Annotated in this window: 23 protein-coding genes and 1 riboswitch; of the genes, 10 read left to right on the top strand and 13 right to left on the bottom strand. The window is 71.7% G+C overall.

The features are described from left to right. Positions 1 to 145: 145 nt before the first annotated feature. The 5 genes from paaE to paaA are packed head-to-tail and all read right to left on the bottom strand — an operon-like array spanning position 146 to position 3,837. Positions 146 to 1,255, bottom strand: a complete 1,110-nt coding sequence (paaE, locus tag ACQP0N_RS01760) for a 1,2-phenylacetyl-CoA epoxidase subunit PaaE (RefSeq protein ID WP_433117016.1) — start codon at positions 1,253 to 1,255, stop codon at positions 146 to 148. Next, positions 1,252 to 1,758, bottom strand: a complete 507-nt coding sequence (gene paaD / locus ACQP0N_RS01755; RefSeq protein ID WP_357123493.1) for a 1,2-phenylacetyl-CoA epoxidase subunit PaaD — start codon at positions 1,756 to 1,758, stop codon at positions 1,252 to 1,254. The genes paaE and paaD overlap by 4 nt, the downstream gene beginning before the upstream one ends. Then, complete coding sequence (gene paaC, locus ACQP0N_RS01750; protein ID WP_433117014.1) at positions 1,755 to 2,480, bottom strand: 1,2-phenylacetyl-CoA epoxidase subunit PaaC; 726 nt, start codon at positions 2,478 to 2,480, stop codon at positions 1,755 to 1,757. The genes paaD and paaC overlap by 4 nt, the downstream gene beginning before the upstream one ends. Continuing rightward, positions 2,477 to 2,764 (bottom strand): 1,2-phenylacetyl-CoA epoxidase subunit PaaB, encoded by a 288-nt coding sequence (gene paaB / locus ACQP0N_RS01745; RefSeq protein WP_433117012.1) that lies wholly within the window; start codon positions 2,762 to 2,764, stop codon positions 2,477 to 2,479. Before paaB ends, paaC begins: the two co-directional genes overlap by 4 nt. Continuing rightward, positions 2,761 to 3,837 carry a 1,2-phenylacetyl-CoA epoxidase subunit PaaA gene (gene paaA / locus ACQP0N_RS01740; protein ID WP_433117010.1) on the bottom strand — a complete coding sequence of 359 codons (1,077 nt, stop codon included), beginning with the start codon at positions 3,835 to 3,837 and terminating at the stop codon, positions 2,761 to 2,763. The genes paaB and paaA overlap by 4 nt, the downstream gene beginning before the upstream one ends. Before the next feature lie 371 nt (positions 3,838 to 4,208). Here paaA and ACQP0N_RS01735 point away from each other — a divergent pair, with 371 nt between their 5' ends. Next, positions 4,209 to 5,195: a hypothetical protein gene (locus tag ACQP0N_RS01735; protein WP_433117008.1), complete on the top strand. Its 987-nt coding sequence runs from the start codon at positions 4,209 to 4,211 to the stop codon at positions 5,193 to 5,195. Then, a complete protein-coding gene (locus tag ACQP0N_RS01730; protein ID WP_433117006.1) occupies positions 5,195 to 6,157 on the top strand; it encodes a hypothetical protein in 963 nt (320 codons plus the stop codon). The genes ACQP0N_RS01735 and ACQP0N_RS01730 overlap by 1 nt, the downstream gene beginning before the upstream one ends. A gap of 294 nt (positions 6,158 to 6,451) precedes the next feature. Here ACQP0N_RS01730 and ACQP0N_RS01725 read toward each other — a convergent pair whose 3' ends face one another. After that, on the bottom strand, positions 6,452 to 7,303 hold the full coding sequence (locus ACQP0N_RS01725; protein ID WP_433117004.1) for a menaquinone biosynthetic enzyme MqnA/MqnD family protein: 852 nt from the start codon (positions 7,301 to 7,303) through the stop codon (positions 6,452 to 6,454). Positions 7,304 to 7,693: 390 nt separating this feature from the next. Here ACQP0N_RS01725 and ACQP0N_RS01720 point away from each other — a divergent pair, with 390 nt between their 5' ends. The 7 genes from ACQP0N_RS01720 to ACQP0N_RS01690 all read left to right on the top strand — a co-directional run bounded on the left by ACQP0N_RS01720 (position 7,694) and on the right by ACQP0N_RS01690 (position 15,402). Then, positions 7,694 to 8,944: a DUF222 domain-containing protein gene (locus tag ACQP0N_RS01720; RefSeq protein ID WP_433117002.1), complete on the top strand. Its 1,251-nt coding sequence runs from the start codon at positions 7,694 to 7,696 to the stop codon at positions 8,942 to 8,944. 362 nt (positions 8,945 to 9,306) lie between these two features. Then, on the top strand, positions 9,307 to 11,652 hold the full coding sequence (locus ACQP0N_RS01715; RefSeq protein WP_433117000.1) for a HelD family protein: 2,346 nt from the start codon (positions 9,307 to 9,309) through the stop codon (positions 11,650 to 11,652). 232 nt (positions 11,653 to 11,884) lie between these two features. Further along, complete coding sequence (locus tag ACQP0N_RS01710; RefSeq protein ID WP_433116998.1) at positions 11,885 to 12,526, top strand: transporter; 642 nt, start codon at positions 11,885 to 11,887, stop codon at positions 12,524 to 12,526. Continuing rightward, positions 12,523 to 12,849 carry a transcriptional regulator gene (locus ACQP0N_RS01705; RefSeq protein WP_433116996.1) on the top strand — a complete coding sequence of 109 codons (327 nt, stop codon included), beginning with the start codon at positions 12,523 to 12,525 and terminating at the stop codon, positions 12,847 to 12,849. Before ACQP0N_RS01710 ends, ACQP0N_RS01705 begins: the two co-directional genes overlap by 4 nt. After that, positions 12,846 to 13,793 carry an ABC transporter ATP-binding protein gene (locus ACQP0N_RS01700; protein ID WP_433116994.1) on the top strand — a complete coding sequence of 316 codons (948 nt, stop codon included), beginning with the start codon at positions 12,846 to 12,848 and terminating at the stop codon, positions 13,791 to 13,793. Before ACQP0N_RS01705 ends, ACQP0N_RS01700 begins: the two co-directional genes overlap by 4 nt. 11 nt (positions 13,794 to 13,804) lie before the next feature. Continuing rightward, on the top strand, positions 13,805 to 14,542 hold the full coding sequence (locus tag ACQP0N_RS01695; protein WP_355048290.1) for an ABC transporter permease: 738 nt from the start codon (positions 13,805 to 13,807) through the stop codon (positions 14,540 to 14,542). Between the two features lie 95 nt (positions 14,543 to 14,637). Next, on the top strand, positions 14,638 to 15,402 hold the full coding sequence (locus ACQP0N_RS01690) for a VOC family protein (protein ID WP_433116992.1): 765 nt from the start codon (positions 14,638 to 14,640) through the stop codon (positions 15,400 to 15,402). A 115-nt stretch (positions 15,403 to 15,517) separates the two neighbouring features. Here the strand turns inward: ACQP0N_RS01690 and ACQP0N_RS01685 are convergent, their stop codons facing one another. The 4 genes from ACQP0N_RS01685 to ACQP0N_RS01670 form a co-directional block, all read right to left on the bottom strand. After that, positions 15,518 to 16,306 carry an ABC transporter ATP-binding protein gene (locus ACQP0N_RS01685; protein ID WP_433116990.1) on the bottom strand — a complete coding sequence of 263 codons (789 nt, stop codon included), beginning with the start codon at positions 16,304 to 16,306 and terminating at the stop codon, positions 15,518 to 15,520. Then, a complete protein-coding gene (locus ACQP0N_RS01680; RefSeq protein ID WP_355048767.1) occupies positions 16,303 to 17,337 on the bottom strand; it encodes a FecCD family ABC transporter permease in 1,035 nt (344 codons plus the stop codon). Before ACQP0N_RS01680 ends, ACQP0N_RS01685 begins: the two co-directional genes overlap by 4 nt. A gap of 154 nt (positions 17,338 to 17,491) precedes the next feature. Then, the gene (locus tag ACQP0N_RS01675; RefSeq protein ID WP_433116988.1) at positions 17,492 to 18,421 is read right to left on the bottom strand and encodes an ABC transporter substrate-binding protein; all 930 of its coding nucleotides are present in this window, start codon (positions 18,419 to 18,421) and stop codon (positions 17,492 to 17,494) included. Between the two features lie 110 nt (positions 18,422 to 18,531). Continuing rightward, positions 18,532 to 18,596: riboswitch (cobalamin riboswitch) on the bottom strand. A gap of 87 nt (positions 18,597 to 18,683) precedes the next feature. Then, on the bottom strand, positions 18,684 to 20,564 hold the full coding sequence (locus ACQP0N_RS01670) for a M14 family zinc carboxypeptidase (protein WP_433116986.1): 1,881 nt from the start codon (positions 20,562 to 20,564) through the stop codon (positions 18,684 to 18,686). Positions 20,565 to 20,776: 212 nt separating this feature from the next. On the opposite strand from ACQP0N_RS01670, the gene ACQP0N_RS01665 reads away from it, so the two are divergent. Next, entirely contained in the window at positions 20,777 to 22,114 is a 1,338-nt protein-coding gene (locus ACQP0N_RS01665) for a C39 family peptidase (RefSeq protein ID WP_433116984.1), read from the top strand. Positions 22,115 to 22,234: 120 nt separating this feature from the next. Here ACQP0N_RS01665 and ACQP0N_RS01660 read toward each other — a convergent pair whose 3' ends face one another. The 3 genes from ACQP0N_RS01660 to ACQP0N_RS01650 form a co-directional block, all read right to left on the bottom strand. After that, positions 22,235 to 22,708 (bottom strand): hypothetical protein, encoded by a 474-nt coding sequence (locus tag ACQP0N_RS01660; protein ID WP_433116982.1) that lies wholly within the window; start codon positions 22,706 to 22,708, stop codon positions 22,235 to 22,237. 78 nt (positions 22,709 to 22,786) lie between these two features. Next, on the bottom strand, positions 22,787 to 23,065 hold the full coding sequence (locus ACQP0N_RS01655) for a DUF4229 domain-containing protein (protein ID WP_357133704.1): 279 nt from the start codon (positions 23,063 to 23,065) through the stop codon (positions 22,787 to 22,789). Positions 23,066 to 23,103: 38 nt separating this feature from the next. After that, positions 23,104 to 23,541, bottom strand: coding sequence for a hypothetical protein (locus ACQP0N_RS01650; RefSeq protein WP_433116980.1), 438 nt, complete (start codon positions 23,539 to 23,541; stop codon positions 23,104 to 23,106). Between the last annotated feature and the right edge of the window lie 12 nt (positions 23,542 to 23,553).

Here is a 23,553-nt window from a genome sequence, read left to right as displayed (position 1 = left end):
GGGTGTTCATGGTTGTGATTCGCTCCGCAAACCGCCCCTCACCGCGATCTTGCACTTTCTGTCGCAACACACAGGGCATTCCACGCATCTCGACGACCGAAACCGCAAGATCGACGCGGACGGGGGCGGGGGCGGGGCGCGGGGATTATGCGTCGTAGTCGACCGTGAGCTTGTCGGTGGTCGGGCTGGACTGGCAGGTCAGCACGTAGCCGGCGGCCACCTCGTCCGGCTCCAGGGCGTAGTTGCGGGCCATCGTGACCGACCCGTCGACGACCTTCGCCTTGCAGGTCGAGCAGACCCCGCCCTTGCAGGCGTACGGCAGTTCGCCGCGCACCTTCAACGCGGCGTCCAGCACCCGCTGCTCCCGGCCCATCGTGAAGCTCGACGAGCGGCCGTCCAGCACGATGGTGACGTCCGTCCCGACGCCCGACTGCTCGGCGGGACGCGCCACCGGCTCGGGCGGCGCGTCGACGTGGAACAGTTCGGTGTGCACGGCCGACTCCGGCAGACCCCGCGCGGCCAGCACCTCCCGGGCGTCGACCACCATGCCGTACGGCCCGCAGAGGAACCACTCCTCGATCAGTTCGCCCGGGACGATGGTGCCCAGCAGGCGCCCCAACCGTTCGGCGTCGATCCGTCCGGACAGCAACGGCGACTCGCCCTGCTCCCGGGACAGCACGTGCACCAGATGCAGCCGGGCCGGGAACCGGTCCTTCAGGTCGGCCAACTCCTCGGCGAACATCACGGTGTTCGCCGTGCGGTTGCCGTACACCAGGGTGAAGGTGCTGGCCGGCTCGACGGCCAGGGCCGTCGCGACCAGCCCGAGCACCGGCGTGATGCCGGAGCCGGCGACGACCGCGCCGTAGTGGCGGACCCGGTCCGGCGCGAACGCCGTGGTGAAGGCGCCAAGCGGGGGCAGCACCTCGACCGTGTCGCCGCCGCGCAGCGCGCCGCACGCGAAGGCCGAGAAGGCGCCGCCGGGAACCTCCCGCACCCCGATCCGCAGCCGGCCGCGCCGGGCCAGGTCGTCGGGGGTGGAGCAGATGGAGTACGACCGGCGCACGTCCTCGCCGTCGTCGGTCACCCGCCGCACCGTCAGGTGCTGCCCCGCCTGGAAGGCGAAGGTCTCCCGCAACTCCTCGGGTACGGCGAAGGTGACCGCCACGGAGTCGTCGGTGAGCCGGTCGACGGCCGCGACCGGCAGCGGGTGGAAGGCCGGCCGACGACGGACCGGCCGGGTGATGGTGACTGTCACAGCGCCTTCAGGTGGTCGAAGGGTTCGGAGCAGGAGCGGCAGCGCCACAACGCCTTGCAGGCCGTCGAGCCGAACCGGCTGACCTGCTCGGTCTCCGGCGAGCCGCAGAGCGGGCAGCGGACCGCGAGGGTCAGCGCCACCACGCCCGGGGCGGACGCCGGGGCGGGCGGGGCGATCCCGGCGGACGCGAGCTTGGCCCGCCCGGTGTCGGAGATCCAGTCGGTGCTCCACGGTGGGCTGTAGACCGTTCGCACGTCGACGTCCGGGTAACCGGCCTTCGCCAGGGCACGGCGCACGTCGGCCCGGATGACGTCCATGGCGGGGCAGCCGGTGTAGGTCGGGGTGATGGTGACGACGACCCGACCGGTGATCCGATCCTGCTCGACCTCGCGGAGGATCCCCAGCTCGTCGATGGTGATCACCCGGATCTCCGGGTCCACCACGCTCGCCGCCGCCGTCCACGCGTCGGTCCGACTCCGCTGTGCGGTCGCTCCCGCGCTCACCACTGCGCCCCCGGGTGGGCGCGGTGCAGCACCTGCATCTCGGCCAGCAGGTAGGACAGGTGCTCGGTGTGCACACCGGCCCGCCCGCCGGTCGGCGCCCAGCCGCGCTCGGGACGGGTGAGCGTCGCCTCGGCCAACACCGGACCGACGACCTCGTCGAACGCCGGCCGCAGACCCGCCGGATCGACCGGCGCCGCCGGGTCCGCCGCGAACAGCTCGTGGGTGTACGGCCAGACGTGGTCCACGGCCTCCTGCATCCGGCGGTGCGACTCCTCGGTGCCGTCACCGAGCCGCTTCACCCACAGCGCGCCGTGGTCCAGGTGGTACGCGGACTCCTTGCGCGCCTTCGCGCCGATCGCGGCCAGCCGCTCGTCGGCGCAGCCGGCGAGCGCGGTGTAGAGCGGCACCTGGTACGCCGCCAGGAAGAACAGCTTCGCCATGGTCACCGCGAAGTCGCCGTTGGGCAGCTCGACCAGGAGCACGTTGTGGAACTCGCGGTCGTCGCGCAGGTACGCGAGCGCGTCCTCGTCCCGACCCGCGGCTTCCAGCTCACCCGCGTACGACAGCAGCAGCCGGGCCGCGCCGAGCTGGTCGAGGGCGATGTTGGCGAGCGCGACGTCCTCTTCCATCTCCGGCGCGCGGGTCGCCCACTCGGCCAGCCGCTGCGCGGCGACCAGCGCGTCGTCACCCAGGCCGAGAGTGAAGGCGAAGGGCCCGTTCACAGGTGCGCCACCCCGTCCGGTACCTCGTAGAAGGTGGGGTGGCGGTAGACCTTGTCGGCGGCCGGGTCGAAGAAGGCGTCCTTCTCGTCCGGGCTGGACGCGGTGATCGCGCCCGCCGGCACCACCCAGACCGACACGCCCTCCTGGCGGCGGGTGTAGAGGTCACGGGCGTTGCGCAGGGCGAGCTCGGCGTCCGGGGCGTGCAGGCTGCCGACGTGCGTGTGCGACAGGCCCCGCCGCGCCCGGACGAAGACCTCCCACAGAGGCGAGTGTTCGTTGCTCACGCGGCCACCTTCTCCCTCGTGTCGGCTCGCTTGGCGGCGTACGCCGCGGCGGCCTCGCGTACCCATGCGCCGTCGGCGTGGGCGGCCCGGCGGTGCGCCATCCGCTCCCGGTTGCACGGCCCGTTGCCCTTGATGACCTGCATCAGCTCGTCATAGTCGGGCTGCGTGTAGTCGTACGCCTGCCGCTCCTCGTTCCAGCGCAGGTCGTCGTCGGGGATGCGCAGCCCGAGGATCTCCGCCTGCCCGACGCACATGTCGACGAAGCGCTGGCGCAGGTCGTCGTTGGAGAAGCGCTTGATCTTCCAGGCCATCGACTGGGCGGAGTGGGTGGAGTCACCGTCCGGCGGACCGAACATGGCCAGCGACGGGTACCACCAGCGGTCGACCGCGTCCTGGGCCATGGCCTTCTGCGCCGGGGTGCCGTGCGCGAGGGTGTGCAGGATCTCGTACCCCTGGCGCTGGTGGAACGACTCCTCCTTGCAGACCCGGATCATCGCCCGGGCGTACGGCCCGTAGGAGCAGCGGCACAGGGGCACCTGGTTGACGATTGCCGCACCGTCCACCAGCCAACCGATCGCACCCACGTCGGCCCAGGTCAGGGTGGGGTAGTTGAAGATCGAGCTGTACTTCTGCCGGCCGTCGAGCAGCAGCCGGACCAGTTCGTCGCGGCTGATGCCGAGAGTCTCGGCGGCGGCGTAGAGGTAGAGGCCGTGGCCCGCCTCGTCCTGCACCTTGGCCAGCAGGATCGCCTTGCGCTTGAGCGAGGGCGCCCGACTGATCCAGTTGCCCTCGGGCTGCATGCCGATGATCTCGGAGTGGGCGTGCTGCGCGATCTGCCGGATCAGCGTCCGCCGGTACGCCTCGGGCATCCAGTCGCGCGGCTCGATCTTCTGCTCCGCGTCGACCACCTCGGTGAAGTAGGCCGCCAGATCCTCGTCCGGCGCCGGGCCGCCACGCCGTTGACGAGCGGCGGCGGCGCGCAGCTCGGCCTCGGCCGCTTCGACCTCGCCGAGCAGGCCCGCGCCGGGCGCGTCCGGTGCGTCGCCGGGTGCGGAGAAGTCGTTGCCATACATGAGGACAAGTGTTACAGCTTGCGCCCGAATGCACTAGGGGGTGTAACAGGAAACCCGAGTGACGTTCCGTCACCGATGGGCGGGTCTCCGCTACCCACCGCGACGTCGGCGTTTATGACGTGGCTCACGGAAAGGAGGTCAAACCTCTCATAAGCCGCAAAGCATCGGGACTTTCTCCCGATTTCGCACGTTGCCTGGTGTCGACCTCTGGCGATCGGCGCGTCCGGACGTAGACTTCTGCCGGTCACACGATCGGCTGCCCCCACGCCGGCTCCACAGAGGCCATCTCCCCCGGCCTCGGCGCACGCACCGGTCGCCCCGGACAACGAAGCCGGTCCCCCCGGCCCTGACATCTGGAGCTCACCCAACTCATGCGATCTCGCGTGACCATGGTGTTCGCCGTCGTGGCGGTGATTCTCGGTGGCGTCCTACTGGTCCCCACCGCGTACGCCCGACTGTCCAGCGACGCCGGCGAAGGCGGCGGTGGTGGCGGCACCACCAGCAGTGTCGCCGCGCCCGCGCCGGCCCCGCCACCACCTCCGACGCTGGCCGCGAGCCGCGTGTCGGTGGCGTTCAAGGGCGAATTCTTCTCGTGGGCGCTGCTCGACCGGAAGACCGGCAAGGTCTCCGGATCGTCGAACATGAGCGCGACCAGCTCCACCGAATCGATGATCAAGGCGTGGATCGTCTCCGACTACCTGCGCCAGCTCAAGGACCGGGAGCCGCCGGCCGGGCTGAAGCAGGCGGCCAGCCTCGCCATCATCGACAGCAACGACGCCGCGGCCAACAAGGTCTACGCCGCCGCAGGCGGGTCGTACAAGCCGTCGAAGAGCAGCATCCCGGACCCGGTGATCCAGCGGGCGATCAAAATCTGCGGCCTGACCGACACCAAGCGCGGCAACACCGAGCCCTACACCGGCTACTGGAGCTTCACCCGGATGTCCCCGCGCGACGCCGTCCGGCTCGGCGACTGCATCGCCGACGGTAAGGCCGCCGGCCCGAAGTGGACCAAGTGGGTGCTGGACCAGATGGCCAAGGTCCGGGGCACCACCGACGCACAGAAGGCCAGTTCCGGTGGCGGCCGCTGGGGGATCATCGACGGTCTACCCAAGTCGATCACCGCGCAGGGGCCGGTCAGCATGAAGAACGGCTGGACACCGATTGCCTCCGACGGAAACTGGCACGTCAACTGCCTCGCGGTCAACGGAAAGTGGAGTCTCGCGGTGATGCTGCGCTACTCGATCAAGCTAGGGCTGAGCTACGGCGCGAAGGTCTGCGCCAGCGTCGCCACCCAACTGGTCACCCCGCAGCCCGGCGCCGCGCTCAAGGTGCCGCAGCAACCGGTCGGGAAGCTCTGATGGCCGGGAACCGGCGGGCCGATCGACGCGGTGGGGGCGAGACCTCGCCGCTGCGCCTGATCGCCGTCGCGGTCATCCTCATCGGGTTGGTGCTGGTCTCGCTACGCCTGCTGCCCGGGTCGCCGTTCGAGTCGGCCGCCGCCGCCAAGTGGGGTGACTCCGACGCGACGACCAGCGACCGGTCCACCAACGCGGCCACCGACCGCAGCGCCCGCCAGCCGGCCCCGCCGAGCCCCAGCCCCAGCCCTTCGCTGACGCCGCTGCCGTTCCAGGCCAAGAACCTCGACCTCGACATCGAGGGCTGGTACTCCTGGAGCGTCCTCGACCGCCGGACCGGAAAGATCATCGGTTCGAAGAACATGGGCGAGACCAGCACCACCGCCTCGCTGATCAAGTCCTGGATCGTCGCCGACTACCTGCGCCGCACCGCCGAGGCCGGCCAGACACCGAGCGACGCGAAGCTCGCCGACGCCACCCGCATCATCCGGGACAGCGACAACACGCGGGCCGAGCAGTTCTACAACTCGGTCGGCCGGGACGCCTCGATCCGGCGGCTGCTCTCCATGTGCAAGCTGACCGACAGCAGCGTCGCCCCGGACAAGGGTTGGTCCCGTACCGCGCTCTCCCCCCGCGACACCGCGCGACTGGGCAACTGCATCGCCACCGGCACCGCCGCCGGGCCGAAGTGGACCAAGTGGCTGCTCAACGAGATGAAGCTGGTCCGGGGCGCGGGAGACTTCGGCATCCGTAAGGCGTTCCCGCCCGCGCAGCAGAAGCAGATCGCCATCAAGAACGGGTGGATCGACCGGACCGCCGAGCAGGAGATGCACATCAACTGCCTGGCCATCGGCGACACCTGGACGATGGGCGTGATGGTCCGCTACCCGATCAACATGGGCTACGAGTACGGCATGAAGAACTGCCAGAAGATCACCGAGGCGCTGCTGCGCCCCGGCACCTGACGGCGGCTGCCCTTCCGCATCCGAGCGCCGCTCTGTCCTGCAGAGCGGCGCTCCGTCCATTTCGCGGCGCTCAGCGTCCTTCGCGGCACGGCGACTTCGCGGCGCGACGGCTTCGCGGCGCGACGGCTTCGCGGCGCGACGGCTTCGCGGCGCGACGGCTTCGCGGCACGAAGCTTCCACGGCACGGCGGCTTTGCGGCACGGCGACTTCGCGGCACGGCGACTTCGCGGCGCGACGACTTCGCGGCACGGCGGCTTCGCGGCACGGCGGCTTCCTCTCGGACCCGCCGGGTGATCAGCCGGCGAAGAACTCCGGGCCGTCGGCGGGCAGTGCCGGGACCTCGCCGAGCGCGGCGACCCGCCGGGCGAACTCGCGCAGCCCGGCGACCTGCCGTTCGCCGAGCGAGAAGTCCAGGGCCCGGAAGTACGTGGCCAGCGTCGCGGCGTCGAACGCCTCCCAACGCGCCGCCGCCTCGGCGACCTGGTCCAGCTCGGAGAGGCAGAGGTCGCGCGAGCGCAGGAACGCCTCGTGCACCTCCTTGACCAGGCCCGGGTGCGCGGCCGCGAAGTCGCGGCGGACCGCCCAGACGGCGAAGACCATCGGCAGCCCGCTCCAGTCCCGCCAGGCCTGCCCCAGATCGGTCACGGTGAGGCCCCGCAACGGAGCCTCGTAGTACGCCCGCAGCGCCACGTCCCCGATCAGGACCCCGGCGTCGGCCTCCAGCAGCATCTGGGTGAGGTCCGGAGGGCAGCGGAAGTACTCGGGCCGCACCTCGTACCGCTCGGTGAGCAGCAACTGCGCCAGCATCACGCCGGTCCGCGACGTCGAGCCGAGCGCCACGCGGGCGCCGTCCAGCTCGGCGAGGGGCCGCGTGGAGACCATGTTGACCGAGAGCACCGGCCCGTCGCTGCCGACCGCCAGGTCCGGCAGGAGGAGCAGCTCGTCGGTGTGCTTCAGGTACTCCATCAGCGTGATCGGACCGATGTCGAGGTCGCCGGCCACCAGCGCCGCGCTCAGCCGGTCCGGGGAGTCCTTGTGCAGGTCGACGTCGAGCAGGCTGCCCGAGCGCATCAGGCCCCAGTAGATCGGCAGGCAGTTCAGGAACTGGATGTGCCCGACCCGCGGGCGTGCGACGCGCTCAACCATGACCCGACCGTATCCCCGGCCTCGGGATCCAGCCCGGCGGGCCGGCCCGGAGTGGCCAACCCCGCACCCGACCCCACCCGATCGCGGGCGCTCCGACGACGTCACAGCCGGCCACCCACGTTCGGTGGGCTGCGCGTTCACCCGCCCTACGGGCCTCGGCCAGCCACGTCACCGTCGGGCCGGCGGGTCGCCCGCGCGACGACCGAAACGCCGCACCGCCGCGTCCGCCACACAGGGTGAGGCCGTGCCGCCACGCGTCACGGGGCATATGGGGCGTCATGGCCGCGCGGCGCAGGACCGCGCGGCGGAGATGCGGTGCCGCCGAAAAAGGTTGTCCACAGGGCGGCCCTTCGGAACGAAAGTGTCGTACACCTGTTCTAGTGTTGGTCCATGTTGAGGGCGTTGGCGCAGGCGGGTGGCGGTGTCGACGCCTGCGCCGATACCGCGCCGTGGGCCCTTCCCGACGACGAACTGCTCGCGGCGCTGGAGGCGTCGCACGCCCTGGCGCAGCGCCTGGCAACCATCCAGCTCGCTCTCGTGCGCGAGCTCGACGGCCGTGGTCTCGCGGTCGCCCAGGGCGCATCGTCGACCGCCGTCTGGTTACGGGAGCGGCTGCGGTTGTCCGGGCGGTCGGCCCGCCAGTTGGTCCAGCTCGCCGCCACCATCGACGCGGCGCCGCCGACGGTCCGCACCGCCCTGCTCGACGGCAGCCTCACCGTTGAACAGGGCAAGGTCGTGGCGGAGACGATCGCGGATCTCCCCGTCGAGGCCGGCCCGGAGGTGGCGGACAAAGCCACCGAGTTGCTGCTCGCCTGGGCCGACCGCTTCGATCCGACCACCCTGAGTCGCCTCGGCGAACGCGTCCTCGCGCACGTCGCGCCCGACCTGGCCGACGAGGCCGAGCTGGCGGCCCTCGACCGGGCCGCCGAACGGGCCGAGGCTCGCCGGCACGTCACCCTCTCGGAGCCGAAGGACGGGCAGGTACGCCTCACCGGCAACCTCGACACCGAGACCGCGAGCCTGCTGCGGGAGGCCATCGATCCGCTCTGCGCTCCGGCCGGTGAGCACGACGACCGCAGCCCGGGCCAACGCAGAGCCGACGCACTCGGCGAGATCTGCCGGCTGGCACTGCGCACCGGCCACCTGCCCGACAACGGTGGAGACCGGCCGCAACTGGTCGTCACCATGGCACTCGACGCGCTGGTCAACGAGGTCGGCGCGGGCACCCTGGACACCGGGGTGCGTCTCACGCCGGGCGCGGTCCGCCGCCTGGCCTGCGATGCCGCCGTGCTGCCGGCAGTCTTGAACGGCAACAGCCAGATCCTGGACGTCGGGCGTCAGCGCCGACTCTTCACCGGTCCGCTGCGGCGCGCGCTGGTGCTACGCGACGGCGGCTGCGCCTTTCCCGGCTGCGACCGGCCATCCCGTTGGTGCGACGGCCACCATGTGCGCCACTGGGCCGACGGCGGCACCACGACCCTGGGCAACGCGGTCCTGCTCTGCGGGCATCATCACCGGCTTCTGCATCAGGGCGACTGGGCCGTCCGCATCGCGTCGGACGGCCAGCCCGAATTCCTCCCGCCCGCCTGGCTGGACCCGCTGCGCGCCCCACGCCGCAACCTTTACCACCGGCGCTGCTGAGCACAAGCGGTTCATCCCGCCACCCGTCACGGCACCCACAGCACGACGTGCTCGTCCTTCGTGAGCACGTGTTCGGGGAACGCCACGACAAGGCGACGCTCCCGCTCAGAGCTCGACCCCGACACGCGGCCCCGCTGTAGCGCGGGCTCGGGCGTAGCTGTCACTCAAGTCCACGACGCGCCGACTCGTCCGGGTGGTTGGCTCGGTAATTCGGTGGAAGGGGTGGCGAGAAAGGCATAGGGTTGCAGCCCGCTTGACGGCCGAGGTGAGCTGCACCGCAACGGACGTCGTCGCGCCGGGAGGTCGGCCATCCGCCCCCGGAAACGCGAGCGAGCAGCAGATGTGAACGATGGGACGTCAGCATGCCCGCACCTGACCTCGACACGGATCTCGACACGGATCTCGCGGCCGAACGCACTCACCTGGCCACCTCGCGCGCGGCCCTGCGGCGGATGCGGGAGCGGGCCGAAGCCCTCTTCTCCACCGGCGCCCAGGTCGCCGGCGACCCCTACGCGGCGGAGACCCTCGGCCGCACACTCGCCCGCCGGGTCGCCGAACTGGCCGACGACCCCACCACTCCACTGTTCTTCGGCCGCCTCGAATTCGGCGGACAAGCACCAGACGAGGACACCGCAACCGGCCCGACGCAGGCAACCAGCAACAGCCCGACCACCAGCAACCCGGCCAGCGGCAGCAGCGCAAGCAGGAGTGCCGGCAGCCCCGGCGACCGCCGCAGCGACAGCGGCAGCAGCGCCAGGAGCGCCGGCAGCGCCAGCAGCGCCAGCAGCGCCAGCAGCGCCAGCGGCAGCAGCGGCAGCGTTAGCGGCAGCGGCGGCAGCGGCAGCAGCGGCAGCGGCAGCGCCAGCGCCAGCGCCAGCGGCAGCGGCAGCGGGCATGCTGGTCGGCGGTACCACGTGGGGCGACGGCATGTCACCGATGAGCTTGGCGAACCGCTGGTGCTGGACTGGCGGGCGCCGGTCTCCCGCTCGTTCTACCGGGCCAGCGCTCGCGACCCGCAGGGTGTCGCGGTGCGGCGGCGGTTCGGGTTCAGCAACGGGGTGTTGACCAGCTTCGAGGACGAGCGGCTGGATCGGGGCGAGGAGCTGGGTACGGCCAGCCGGATCCTCACGGCCGAGATCGAGCGACCGCGCGTGGGGCCGATGCGCGACATCGTCGCCACCATCCAGCCGGAGCAGGACGAGCTGGTCCGGGCCGACCTGGCCGACTCGATCTGTGTGCAGGGGGCACCGGGCACCGGGAAGACGGCCGTCGGCCTGCACCGGGCCGCGTACCTGCTCTACCTGCACCGGGAACGGTTGCGTCGGGCGGGTGTGCTGATCGTGGGGCCGAACCGGGCGTTCCTGTCGTACATCGCGGCGGTGCTGCCGGCCCTCGGCGAGGTCGAGGTCGAGCAGGCCACCGTGGAGGAGCTGATCTCGCGGGTTGCGGTGCGGGCGGTGGAGACGCCGGCCGCCGCCGCGCTGAAGCACGACGCGCGGATGGCGACCGTGCTGCGCAGGGCGGTGCAGGCCCACATTGGTACGCCGACCGACTCGATCACCGTCTCCGACGGCTCGTTCCGGTGGCGGATCGGGCTGGAGCCGCTGCACCGGATCGTCGAGGAGACCCGACGGGAGGGGCTGCCGTACGGCACCGGTCGGGAGCGGGTCCGGGCGCGGGTCGTGAGTCTGCTGCAACGGCAGGCCGAGGCGCGGCGGGCCGAGTCGCCGGGCGACGCGTGGCTGCGCCGGATGGGCCGGTGTCAGCCGGTGGTGGACTTCCTGGACGCGGTCTGGCCGGCGCTCACCCCGGAAGGTCTGGTGCACGGCCTGCTCGCCGACCCGGTCCGCCTCGCCGCCGCCGCCGACGGGCTGCTCAGCGACGCCGAGCAGGAGCTGCTGGTCTGGGCGAAGCCGGCGCGTACCCCGAAGGCCACCCGCTGGACCGCCGCGGACGCGGTGCTCGTCGACGAGGCCTCGGGGCTGTTGGAGCGGCCTTCCGGGTTCGGGCACGTGGTGGTGGACGAGGCGCAGGACCTGTCCCCCATGCAGTGTCGGGCCATCGCCCGGCGCAGTGAGCACGGGTCGATCACGCTCCTCGGTGACCTCGCGCAGGGCACCGCGCCGTGGGCGGCGACCGACTGGCGGGAGTCCCTGACACACCTGGGCAAACCGAACGCAGTGGTGGTCCCGCTGACGGTCGGCTTCCGGGTGCCCGCCGCGGTCGTGGCCTTCGCCAACCTGCTGTTGCCGGTGCTCGCGGTGGACGTACCCCCGGCGGAGTCGCTGCGTCACGACGGCGGCCTGGACGTGCGTACCGTGGCCGACCTGACCGCCGCCACGGTGGCCGAGGTGCGCGCGGCGCTCGCGCACGACGGGTCGGTCGGCGTGATCGCCGCGGACGACGCGGTCGACGGGCTGCGCGCGGCGCTGGCCGCCGTCGGCGTCGCCAGCGCGACCGCCGACGACGTCACGGCCGCCCAGCGGGTCACCGTGGTGCCCGCGACGCTGGTCAAGGGCCTGGAGTACGACCACGTGGTGGTGGTCGAGCCGGCCGCGATCGTCGCGGCCGAGCCGCGCGGGCTGCACCGGCTGTACGTGGTGCTCACCCGCGCGGTGTCCCGGTTGTCGGTGCTGCACACCGAACCGCTGCCCGCGCCGTTGCTGACCGCGCCGCAGGCCACACCGCTGGCACCCGCACCGCTGTAGACCGTCTCTCGCAGATGCCCGGCGTCGGGCGCGTCCTCAGGCACCGTCGACACCTGCCGCACGCCCCCAAGCACCGAACGCGTCCTCAGGCACCGTCGACACCTGCCGCACGCCCCCAAACACCGAACGCGTCCTCAGGCACGGTCGGCGGGCCAGCGCGCGGCGTCTCTGTCGGCAACCGGGCAGTCGCGCGGGGCACACGGGTTCGACTTTGCATCGTAAAGTAGTTTGCATGGGGCCCGACGACGACGATCTTCCACCCTCCGACGCCGCCACCGCTCTCCGGCTGATCGACGACCAGCGGGCGGCCACCGTTCGCCACCTACAGCCCGACGCCCGGCTGCTCTACTGGCCGTGGGGCGTGGCCTGGTTGGTCGGCTTCGGGCTGTTCTTCCTGCGCTTCTCCCCGGGTGGTCGGGTGCTGGTCGCCCTGCCCGACTGGCTGCCCCTGACCATGCTCTTCGCCCTGCTGATCGTCGCCGGGGTGATCCAGGCGGTGGCGGGCGCGCGAGCGTACGGGCAGGTGTCCGGCGACTCGGCGGTGCGTGGCCGCTGGTACGGGTGCGCCTGGGCGCTGGGCTCGGTGAGCGTCTACGCGGCGGTCGGCCGGGTGTCCGAGCACCTGCCGCACGACCTGGCCGGTCTGCTCTGGTCGGCCGCTGCGGTGGGGCTGACCGGCGCGCTGCACATGGCCGGCGGTGCGATCTGGCTGGACCGGGACCTGTTCCGTCTCGGCGTGTGGATCAGCGTCATCAACGTGGTCGGCGCGATCGCCGGGCCGGGTTGGCACGCGCTGGTCATCTCGGTGGCCGGCGGCGTCGGAATCCTGGTCGCCGGGGCGATCGCCCGACTGCGCCAGCGAGGGCGCTCGTGACCGACCTCGATCCGGTCATCCACGCCCAGGCACGGCTGCGGGTGGTCGCCGCGCTCTCCGCGCTCGGCGACGGCGACCGAATCACGTTCCCCCGGCTCCAGGAACTGCTCGCGATGACCGCCGGCAACCTCTCCGTCCACCTGCGCAAGCTGGAGGACGCCGGCTACGTCGAGATCTGCAAGACCCACCGTGGACGTACGCCGGCCACCCTGATCCGGCTCAGCCGGCGCGGTCGGCTGGCGTTCGAGGAGTACACCGAAGCGATCCGCAGCCTGCTCGATCCCTCCCCTCTGGACTCCACAGCGTCGAAGGAGCAGTCATGACCCTCGCCCGCGCCGACCAGGTCAGCCGCCGGTACGGCGACGTCCTCGCCCTCGACCGCGTCGACCTGGAGGTCCGGGCCGGCGAACTGGTCGGCCTGCTCGGCCCCAACGGAGCCGGCAAGAGCACCCTGATGAACCTGCTGGTCGGTCTGCGCCGACCCACCTCCGGGCGGGTCGAGTTGAACGGTCGCGATCCACGCGATCCGGCGGCCCGACGGCAGATCGGCGTCACCCCGCAGGAGACCGGCCTCCCAGGCACGCTGCGGGTCGGCGAGGTCGTCGACTTCGTCTCCGCCCACTACCCCGACCCGGTGCCCCGAGGCGAACTGCTCGACCGTTTCGGCCTGGGCGACCTCACCCGGCGGCAGACCGGCGGACTGTCCGGCGGCCAGCGTCGCCGGCTGGCCGTGGCGCTGGCCTTCGTCGGCCGGCCCCGACTCGTCCTGCTCGACGAGCCGACCACCGGCCTGGACGTCACCGCCCGGCACACCCTGTGGGACGCGATCCGGGCCTTCCACGACGACGGCGGGACGGTGCTGTTGAGCAGCCACTACCTGGAGGAGGTGGAGGCGCTCGCCCGCCGCGTGGTGGTGATCGGGCAGGGCCGGGTGCTCGCCGACGACACCGTGGACGCCGTACGCGGCATCGTCGGCGTACGGCGGGTCAGCCTGGTCACCGACGAGCTGCCCGACCTGCCCGGCGTCGTCCGCGCCGAGCGGGTCGACGGACGCCTGCACCTGCTCACCACCGACGCCGACGAGCTGGTCCGGGCGCTGGTCCGCTCCCAGGCCGCCTTCACCGACCTGGAGGTCCGGCCCACGTCGCTGGAGGAGGCGTTCCTCGCCCTCACCGGCGGGACGGACACGGCCCTCACCGGCGGGACGGACACGCCGTCGCAGGCTCCACCCGCTGCCGCCACCAGCGGCCAACCCACCGCCGTCTGAGGAGGCGCACCGTGCAGCTCGCCCTGGTCCACGCCCGCTACCAGCTTCTGGAGACCATCCGGATTCCGGTGGCCGTCTTCGGCAGCGCCTTCTTCCCCGCCGCCGCCATGATCTTCTTCGTGGTGCCGTTCACCGGCGACGACGCGGTCGGCGCCACCTTCGCCACCGCGTCGATGATCACCTTCTCGGTGATGAGCGCGAACATCTTCCAGTACGGCGTCGGCGTCGCCGAGGACCGCGACCAGCCGTGGAGTCCGTACACCCGAACCCTGCCGGCCGGGCCCGCACCCCGGTTCGCGGGCCGCGTGCTGGCCGGCCTCGCGTTGACGTACCTGTCGTTGATCCCGGTCGTGGTGATCGGCGCGACGCTCACCCCGGCCCGGATCACCCTGCCGGCGTTCCTGCTGACCGCCGTCACCGTGGCCGTCATCTCGGTGCCGTTCACGCTGATGGGTCTCGCCATCGGATACTCGCTGCCCAGCAAGGCGGCGATCGTGGTGGCGCAGGTCGTCTTCCTGCCGCTCGCGTTCGGCGGCGGGCTGCTCTCCGCACCGGGCGACGCGCCCGGGTTCATCGAGACCATCGCGCCGTTCCTGCCCACTCGGGGCGCGGCCGAACTGATGTGGTCGGCGGTCGGCGACTATCCCGTCCAGCCACTCGCGATGATCATGCTCGCCGTCTGGATCGTGCTCCTCGCCGCGCTCGCCGCGTGGGCGTACCGGCGGGACGAGGGTCGCCGGTTCAGCTGACGATTCGTCTGTTTCCGCCCCGTGCCACGGCGGGACGGTGCCAGGATTCCCGCAGGGGGCCCGCCAGGTGGCCGCCGGCCGAGAGGGGTCTTGACGTGAGCACCGTCCCGCCGGGCACGCCGTGCTGGGCCGACCTGGCCACCCCGGACCTGACCGACGCGCGGCGCTTCTACCCCGAACTGTTCGGCTGGACCGGACGGGTGACACCGGAGCCCGAGGCGGGCGGCTACACGGTCTTCCTGCTCGACGGCAGGCCGGTGGCCGGCGTCGGCCCGCCCGCCATCGAGGACCAGGTGCCGATCTGGTCGACGTACATCGCCACCGATGACGCGGAACTGGCCGCCGGACGGGTCGAACGGGCCGGCGGGCAGGTCGTCGTACCGCCGTTCGAGGTCTTCGACCGGGGCTGGATGGCCGTGTTCTCGGACCCGGCGGGCGCGACGTTCAGCGTCTGGCAGCCGCTGGCGATGCCCGGGGCCGAGGTGTTCAACGTGCCCGGCGCGATGAGCTGGAACGAGCTGGTCACACCCGACCCGGAGGGCGCGAAGGCCTTCTACGAACTGGTGTTCGGCTGGCAGCCGGACGAGCAGCCGGTCGGCGGCATGACGTACACGGGGTGGCGGCTCGGAGCGCGGATCGTCGCCGGGATGATGCCGCCGCTCGGTGACGGCTACCCGGCCGACCTGCCCGCGTACTGGACGGTGTACTTCGCGGTGGCCGACGCGGACGCCGCCGCCGCCCGCGCCGCCGAACTGGGCGGTACCATCCTGGTGCCACCGCGCGACATCCCGACCGGCCGGTTCGCCGCCCTCCGGGACCCCCAGGGCGCCCTCTTCTCGGTCATCGACCTGGGCCCCTGACCCCTCAAGCCGCCACGCCCGAGATCGCGCCGATCTTGCACTTTCGAATGTCGACATGAGCGGGAATGCCCCTTGTGTCACGACAGAAAGTGCAAGATCGCGGGAGGAAGGCGGGTTAGGGGCGGGGGCGGACGGGGACCACCAGGGGGCCGTTGGTGCCGGGGAGCACCCGGACGCTCGCCCGGTAGTGGGTGGCGAGGAGGTGTTCGGTCAGCACCTCGTGCGGCGTACCGGTCGCCACCACCCGACCCTCGGCGAGCATGACCATCCGGTCGGCGTACTCGCCGGCGAGGGAGAGGTCGTGCATGGTGGCGAGCACCGTCAGGCCGTGTGCCCGGCGCAACTGGTCGACCAGTTCCAGGACCTCCTGCTGATGGCCGATGTCCAACGCGCTGGTCGGCTCGTCGAGCAGCAGCAGCGTCGCGCCCTGGGCGAGCGCCCGGGCCAGGAAGACGCGCTGTCGCTCTCCCCCGGACAGGGTGGCCAGCTCGCGGCGGTGGAAGCCGCCGAGGTCCAGGCGGTCCAGCACGTCGTGGACGGCGGTCACGTCGGCGGCCGACTCCCGGCCGAGCGGCGGGATGTACGGGGTGCGCCCGAGCAGCACGTAGTCCAGGACCGACATGCCGGGCGGTACGACCGGGGACTGCGTCACCGTCGCCACCACCCGGGCCCGTTCGCGGCGGTGCAGCGCGCCGCTCGGCGTACCGAAGAGGGAGATGGCGTCCGGCGCGGGCAGCAGGCCGCCGACGGCGCGCAACAGGGTCGACTTGCCGGCGCCGTTCGGACCGATCACGGTGACCCACTCGCCGACGGCGACGGTGAGGTCGACGCCGGTGAGGATCGGCGTGCCGTCCAGGCTGACGTGCAGCGCGCGGACCTCGACGGCAGGTGCCTCCGGAGTCACGTGAGCACCCGGCGGGCGGTCCGCAGCACGAGGACGAAGAACGGGCCGCCGAGCAGGGCGGTGACCACGCCGATGGGCACCTCGGCCGGGGCCGCGGCGGTACGGGCGACCACGTCGGTCAGGGCCAGGAACGCGGCGCCGAACAGCAGCGACAGTGGCAGGATCACCCGGTAGCTCGACCCGGCGAGCAGCCGGACGGTGTGCGGCACGATGATGCCGACGAAGCCGATGAGGCCGGTCGCCGAGACCGCCGCGGCGGTGCCCAGGGACGCGGCGGCGATCAGCAGGTACCGAGAGCGCTGCGGGTGCAGGCCGAGGCTCGTCGCCTCGTCGTCGCCGAGCGCGAGGACGTCCAGCTCGCGGCGGTGCAGCAGCACCACGACCGTGGTCACCGCGGCGTACGGCAGCACGAGCAGCACGTCGTGCCAGCCCGCCGTGGCCAGCCGTCCGAGCAGCCAGGAGTAGACCGGTTGGATGCTGTCGGCGTGGCGCTGGAGCAGGTACGTCTGCCCGGCGGAGAGGAACGCCGAGACCGCGACCCCGGCCAGGATCAGCATCGCCGGTGACCGGCTCCGCCCGCCGGCCGCGCCGAGCAGGTAGGTCATCGTGACGGCGAGCAGCGAGCCGACGAACGCGGCCAGCGGGATGGTCAGCGGCAGCCCCGAGATCGCGCCCTGCCGACCGACGCCGCCGAGGGCGATCACCGCAGTGACCGCGAGACCCGCGCCGGCGGCCACCCCGAGCAGGTACGGGTCGGCCAGCGGGTTGCGGAAGACGCCCTGGTAGCAGCCACCGGCGAGGGCGAGCAGCCCGCCGACGAGCAGGCCCAGCACGACCCGGGGCAGCCGCAGTTCGGTGACGATGGCGATTTCCCGCTCGTTCAGTCCACTGTCGAGGTGCACGCCGGGGATCAGGTTGAGCAGCTCGGCGGCGACGCTGCCCGGTGGCAGGCTGACCGGTCCGAGCGACACCCCGGCGATGAGCGCGACGAGCACCGCGAGGACACCGATGACCAGCCAGCGCGCACGCAGCCCGGCGGGCCGGGACGCCGCCGAGGTTAGTCCACCGGGCTGACGAGCAGCCGGGAAGCGCCCGCCGGGCCGGGGCGCGGATCGCGTCCCGGCCGGCGGGTTCTCAGGTGTCGGGGTGGCCACCGGTGGCGTTCCGATCACCAACGGACGACGGTCACGCGGGCACCTTGGCGACCGCGTCGATGATCGTCCGCAGCAGGTCCACGACGCGCGGGCCCCAGCGGGACGCGATGTCGTCGTCCAACGTGACGACCTGGTTGTTCTTGACGGCGGTGAGCCCGGCCCAGCCGCTGCGGGCCTTGACCGAGTCGCCGTTCTGCTGGCAGCACTTGGAGTCGGCCAGGAAGACGAAGTCCGGGTCGGCCTTGACGATGACCTCCTGCGACAGCTGCGGGTAGCCGCCGTTCTTGCCGTCGGCGTCGGCCGGGTCGGCGATGTTGGTCAGGCCGACGAGGCTGTAGATCGAGCCGATGAACGTCTTGCTGGTCGCGCTGTACAGCTCCGGGCCCAGCTCGTGGTAGTAGGTGAGCTTCTCGGCGCGCTGCGGCAGGTCCTTGACCAGCTTGGCGATGTCGTCCTTCATCCGCTTGGCGACGTCGGCGGCCTGGTCGGCGTGCCCGGTCAGGGAGCCCAGGTCGGTGATCTGCTGGTACGAGTCGTCGAGCGTGGTCGCCGCCGGGGTCAGGTACACCGGGATCTTGAGCTTGCCGAGCTGGTCGACGATCTTGTTGGTGTCGTTGGAGAGCACCACCAGGTCGGGGTTCTTGCCGGCGATCGCCTCGGCGTTCGGCTGGAAGCCGGACAGGTCGCTCTTGGGCGCCTCAGCCGGGTAGTTGGACTGGTCGTCGACGGCGCTCACCTGCGAGCCGGCGCCGATCGCGAAGAGCATCTCGGTGGCGCTGGGCGACAGCGACACGATCTTCTCGGGACGCTTGTCGAGCGTGAGCGAGCCGACCGTCACCGGGTAGTTGGCGGCCGCGGTGCCGGCGGCCGGCTTGTCGTCGGTCTTCTCCGCGCACGCGCCGAGGGCGAGCGCGGCGACCGCGAGGGTCGCGGCGAAGAGCCGAGGGGTACGTCTGAACATGGGGCCTCCTGTCGGTCGAGGAGTGTGGTGCTTCGCCGACAGGACTTCCGTACCCCCGCCCACGAGGCGCCCTTCCTCGAGAGCGCGTGTCGCGACCCCTCCGCAGGCGACCTGGCTCGTCCCCGCCGTCGGGCGGGGCATCACAGTTGCGGGACAGCGCCGGTTTCACACCGGCTTCGCTGCGGAGTGGTCGCTAAGACGGTAGCGCAGGCTCAGCGGCAGGTGGTGGGGCCCCGCAGGGGCGGTACGGGGCCCCACCCGCTCAGGAGGCCGTGATGGTGACGTTGTCCACAGCCGCCTCGACCAGGCTCGCGCCGGAAGCGTCCGCCGCCTCGACGAGGATGCGGACGGACTGCCCGGCGTACGGACTCAGGTTGAGGTTCGCCACCGCCCAGCTCCCGTTCCGGTTGCTGGCCGCGCCGGACTGGGTGAGCAGCGCCGTCGTTCCGCCGTTGTGCACGACGCTCACCCGCAGGTAGTCGGCCGACGAGGCGTTCGAGCCGTGCGCCAGGTACCAGGCCAGCGAGAGGGTCAGCGTGCCGGACGACGGCAGGGTCACCGCCGGCGACCGGGCGCTCGTCACACCGCCGTCGACGTCGTAGTCACCGGCCGCCGACCCGGCGAGCCGCCCGGTGACCAGGTCGTTGGAGCCGGCGTACGGGGTGAGCTGCTTCGCCCCGGACGAGGTGGTCGCCTGGGCGGCACCCCGCTCCCACGCCCCGAGGGTCGCGGTGTCGGTGCCGGACGGGTTGATCGTCCAGCCGGTGGCGGTCTCGAAGGTGTCCGACCAGACCGTGGTGCCCCCACCGCCACCGCAGTACTGCGACTGCTTGCCGATGGCCCGGTACGGGCAGTCGGCGTACTCGCTGAGCATGAGTACGGCCTCGCGGTTACGGGTGGTCTGTGCGGGGATCACCTCGTCGGGCGGGTAGAAGCCGCCACCGCCGGCGGAGCCCGGGTACATCTCGAAGGTGTACGCCCAGATGCCGTGGGTGGCCCACATCCAGTCGATGCTGGTGCCGTCGGCGATGTACAGGTCGCTGGACTGCTCCGGCGTGTAGCTGTTGGTGGCCGCCATCTGCTGACCGATGGTGGCGAAGGTGTTGTACTGGTCCGCGCTCATCCCGGTGGCGGTGTTCGCCGTGGTGTAGCCGTACGGCCAGAGCACCAGTTGCGAGTACGTGTGGAAGTCGATGTTGGCCTTGATCTGCTGGACGCCACCGACGACGCGGCTGTTCACGAAGTTGCGCAGCGCCTGCGTCTCCGGCGCGGAGAACGCCGACGGGCCGCGGTACGTCTCCGACGAGGTGGTGCCGGACGACCCACCGCAGCAGCCCCACTGGTAGGACCAGTTGCGGTTCAGGTCGGTGCCGACGTTCGACGAGCCGCTGTTCGGCTGGCGGTTCTTGCGCCAGGACCGGTACGACCCGGTGGCGATGTCGTACTCGCTGCCGTCCGGGTTGACCGTCGGCACGATCCAGATCTCCCGGCTGTTGACGATGTTCGTGATCCGGGAGTCACTGCCGTAGCTGTCGGTGAAGAGGTTGAGCAGGTAGATCGCCATCTCGACGGTCAGGTGCTCACGGGCGTGCTGCTGGGCGTTGAAGAGGATCTCCGGCTCGTCCTCGTCGGTGCCGACGTTGTCGGAGATCTTCACGGCCATCAGGTCGCGGCCCTCGTACGACGTACCAATGCTGATCTTGCGGGCGATGGCCGGGTGGTCGGCGACGGCCTGGTTCACGACGGCGGTCAGTTCCGCGTAGTCGTGGTAGTTGGAGTCGGCGGGCGGGAACGCCAGCGTGCCCACCTCGCCCGCGCCGCGTTCGGCGCTCGGTGGCGGGGCGAGCGGTTCCAGCCGGAAGCCGAGCTTGCCGATCGCGGCGGCCTCGGCGGCGGTGGCCGAGACGTGCAGGACGCCGTGCTCGGAGTAGTCGATGGCGGCCCCGGTGCGGGCCACCGCGTTGCGGTCGGCGAAGGTCCGGGGCCCGAGCACCCGGTAGCCGGTGGCGGCGGTCGACTCGGTGGTGCGGTCCGGCGCCGGCTTGGCGGCGACCGGTCCGGCGGCGACGGTGACGATTCCCAGTCCGGTGACGACGGCGAGCACCAGGACGCGGCGGAGAGAGTGAGGTGGGCGGAGGGCCATGGACTACCTCCTCGAAGGGCGGAAGATCCCGCTCGGTGATGCACACTTCACCATCAGTCACATGGTCATCTCAATATCGATCGCCACGAAATCCATCCCAGGTTGACCATCGCTGCGGCAATGATTTTCTGCCGCTGAACATCTGGCGAAACTTCCTTCCAAGCGGAAAACTGACCAGCGACGATGCCCCCACTCGACACCGCGGAGCACCCATGGCCCCCTCCCGCCTGCACGCGGCCGCCCTCGCCGGCGTCAGCGCGCTCACCCTGCTCGCCACCGCGGCCCCCGCCGCGGCGGCCCGGCCACCCGCACCCGCCCACGACGAGCAGATCACCTTCCAGGACTGGTCCGGGCCCGCCGACTGGCACCGTGGCAGCCAGGCCGGCACCCGCGTCGTGCCCGGCCCGCGTGCCGGCGTCACCCTGGCCCGCCCGACCGGCACCACGGAGTACGCCGACCCGCACACCGGCGTCACCCGCACCTGGGAGTACGGCACCTGGACCTCGCCCGTGACCCGGATCGGGTTCGACGCCACCGAACTGATCGCCTCCTGGAACGCCCAGACCCCCACCGGCACCTGGATCCAGGTGGAGATGCAGGGCGGCTACACCAACGGCGACCAGACCCCCTGGTACGTCCTGGGCCGCTGGGCCTCCGGCGACACCGACATCAAGCGGACCAGCGTCGACGGGCAGGGCGATCCCTGGTCGACGGTCTGGACCGACACCTTCAGCATCGACGACGCCGACGCCGGGGTGCTGCTGCGGTCGTACCAGCTGCGGCTGACCCTCTACCGGACACCCGGGCAGACCGCCGCCCCGGTGGTACGGATGCTCGGCGCGATGAGCTCCGCCGTGCCGGACCGGTTCACCGTGCCGCCGAGCGCCGGGCACATCGCCTGGGGCGTCGAGCTGCCGGTGCCCCGCTACTCGCAGAACGTCCACAAGGGGCACTACCCCGAGTACGACGGCGGCGGCGAGGCTTGGTGCTCACCCACCTCCACCGAGATGGTCGTCGAGTACTGGGGGCGCAAGCCCTCGGCCGCCGACACGTCCTGGGTGGACCCGACCTACCCCGACCCGACCGTCAACCACGCCGCCCGGATGACCTTCGACTACGCGTACGACGGCGCGGGCAACTGGCCGTTCAACACCGCGTACGCGGCCAGCTTCCCGCACCTGGAGGGGCGGGTCACCCGGCTGCACTCACTGGACGAGCTGGAGCGTTTCATCGCCGCCGGCATCCCCGTGGTGACCAGCCAGTCCTTCCTCGCCAGTGAGCTGGACGGGGCGAACTACGGCACCTCCGGGCACCTCTTCGTGGTGGTCGGCTTCACCGCCGACGGCGACGTGATCGTCAACGACCCGGCCTCGTCCAGCAACGACGTCGTCCGCAACGTCTACAAGCGCACCCAGTTCGAGCAGATCTGGCTTCGTACCAAGCGCACCAACGCCAGCGGCGGAGTCTCCGGCGGCTCCGGCGGCGTCGCCTACCTCATCAAGCCCGAGTCCAAGCCCTGGCCCAACGTCCCCGGCTCCACCAACTGGTAACCCCCCACCCCCACCCGGCCCCACCCGGCCCGGCCGGTCCCCGTTGATCATGAAGTTATTGCCCGGCCGCTCGGCGTGTCGCGGCAATAACTTCATGATCAACGCACTTCTGGGAGGGGGTTAGTGCTGGTCGATCGACTCGGGGAGGGGTTCGTTTTGGGTGCGGTGGCGGCGGATCTTCCAGGCGAGGAAGAGCACCCAGGCTACGGCGGCCACCACTCCGGCGAGGGTCAGCGCGGTTACCAGCAGCCAGGTGGAACCCCCGGCGGCGGCGAAGACGCCCTTGCGCGCGCCGCTGTCCAGTGCCGGGGCGGTCTCGCCCGTCGACAGGGTGTCCGGGGCGTCGTAGAGGATCACGTCCGCCCGCTTGGCACCGTCGTCGGCCACGAAGTCGCCGTGCCAGGTGCAGCTTCGACGGGAGCACTCCTCCGACACGGCCGTGAAGGTGCCCGCGGTGCCACCACCGCCCTTGGCCTGCCAGGCCGGTCCGAGGTCACCAACGCCCAGCAGCAGACCGATGCCGGCGATGACAGGCAGGCCGATCCAGACGAAGAGCTTGGCCCGCCAGTCGTTGATCTTGTTGAAGATTTCCACGGCGGGAGACACTAACGGCAGGCAGCCGCTGCCGCTGCCCCGTTTCGACGGGTCCCGCGCGGCGCGCGTCCGCAGGACCTACGGCTGCCGCCGCTCACCCTCGTCGGACTGCTCGTCCTCGCCGGCCAGGGCGGAGCGGAGGCGCTCCTTCTCCGCCTTGCGACGAGCCGTGGCCTCGGCCATCTCGTGGGCCATCTCGTCGCGCCAGCCGCGCAGCAGAAAGAAGGAGAGCGCGGCGGAGAACGCCAGCGCCAGGATCAGCTTCAGGAAGATGTCCACGTCGACCAGCCAGAGGGCCGCCAGTACGGCGACGAACAGCCCGATCCGGCCCAGCGTGTACTTGAGCGCCGCGCTCACCTCATGTACTCCTTCTCCGCGCCCGGTGGGCGGGTCACTCAGCCCGTCCGGCGGGCCAGCCAACGGACGCCGGGAAACCAGATCGTCGCGTACGCCACGGTGAACGCCGCCGCCGCCAACGCGCCGGACAGCAGTGGTGCCAATCCCGCGCTCAGCCCGGCGACCAACAGCCCCACGAACACCGCGACCGCCGCCGCGACGAGCGCCGCCACCACCCGGGCAGCCCCGAACCCCCAGGCGCGGAAGTCGTCCCAGAACAGCCAGGCCGGCAGGATCACCGCGAGCCAACCGTTGGTGTGCCCGAAGTCGCCGGCACCGAACGAGGCGAACGCCCACTCGAACAGCACGAGCGCCAGCACCCCGATGACCAGGCCGGCCAGGCACACCCCGAGCAGGTCACCAAGCGTACGGACGCGTCCCTCGGCGTCCCGTCGGGGAAAGCCGCCCTGCTGCTCGGCGCTGCGCTGTTCGGTCATCGACTGCGAGGG

This window comes from Micromonospora sp. CA-246542 (assembly GCF_050942905.1).
GTDB lineage: Bacteria > Actinomycetota > Actinomycetes > Mycobacteriales > Micromonosporaceae > Micromonospora.
The sequence above is the reverse complement of the archived record's forward strand: the minus strand, read 5'-3'. Positions and strand labels throughout refer to the sequence as shown.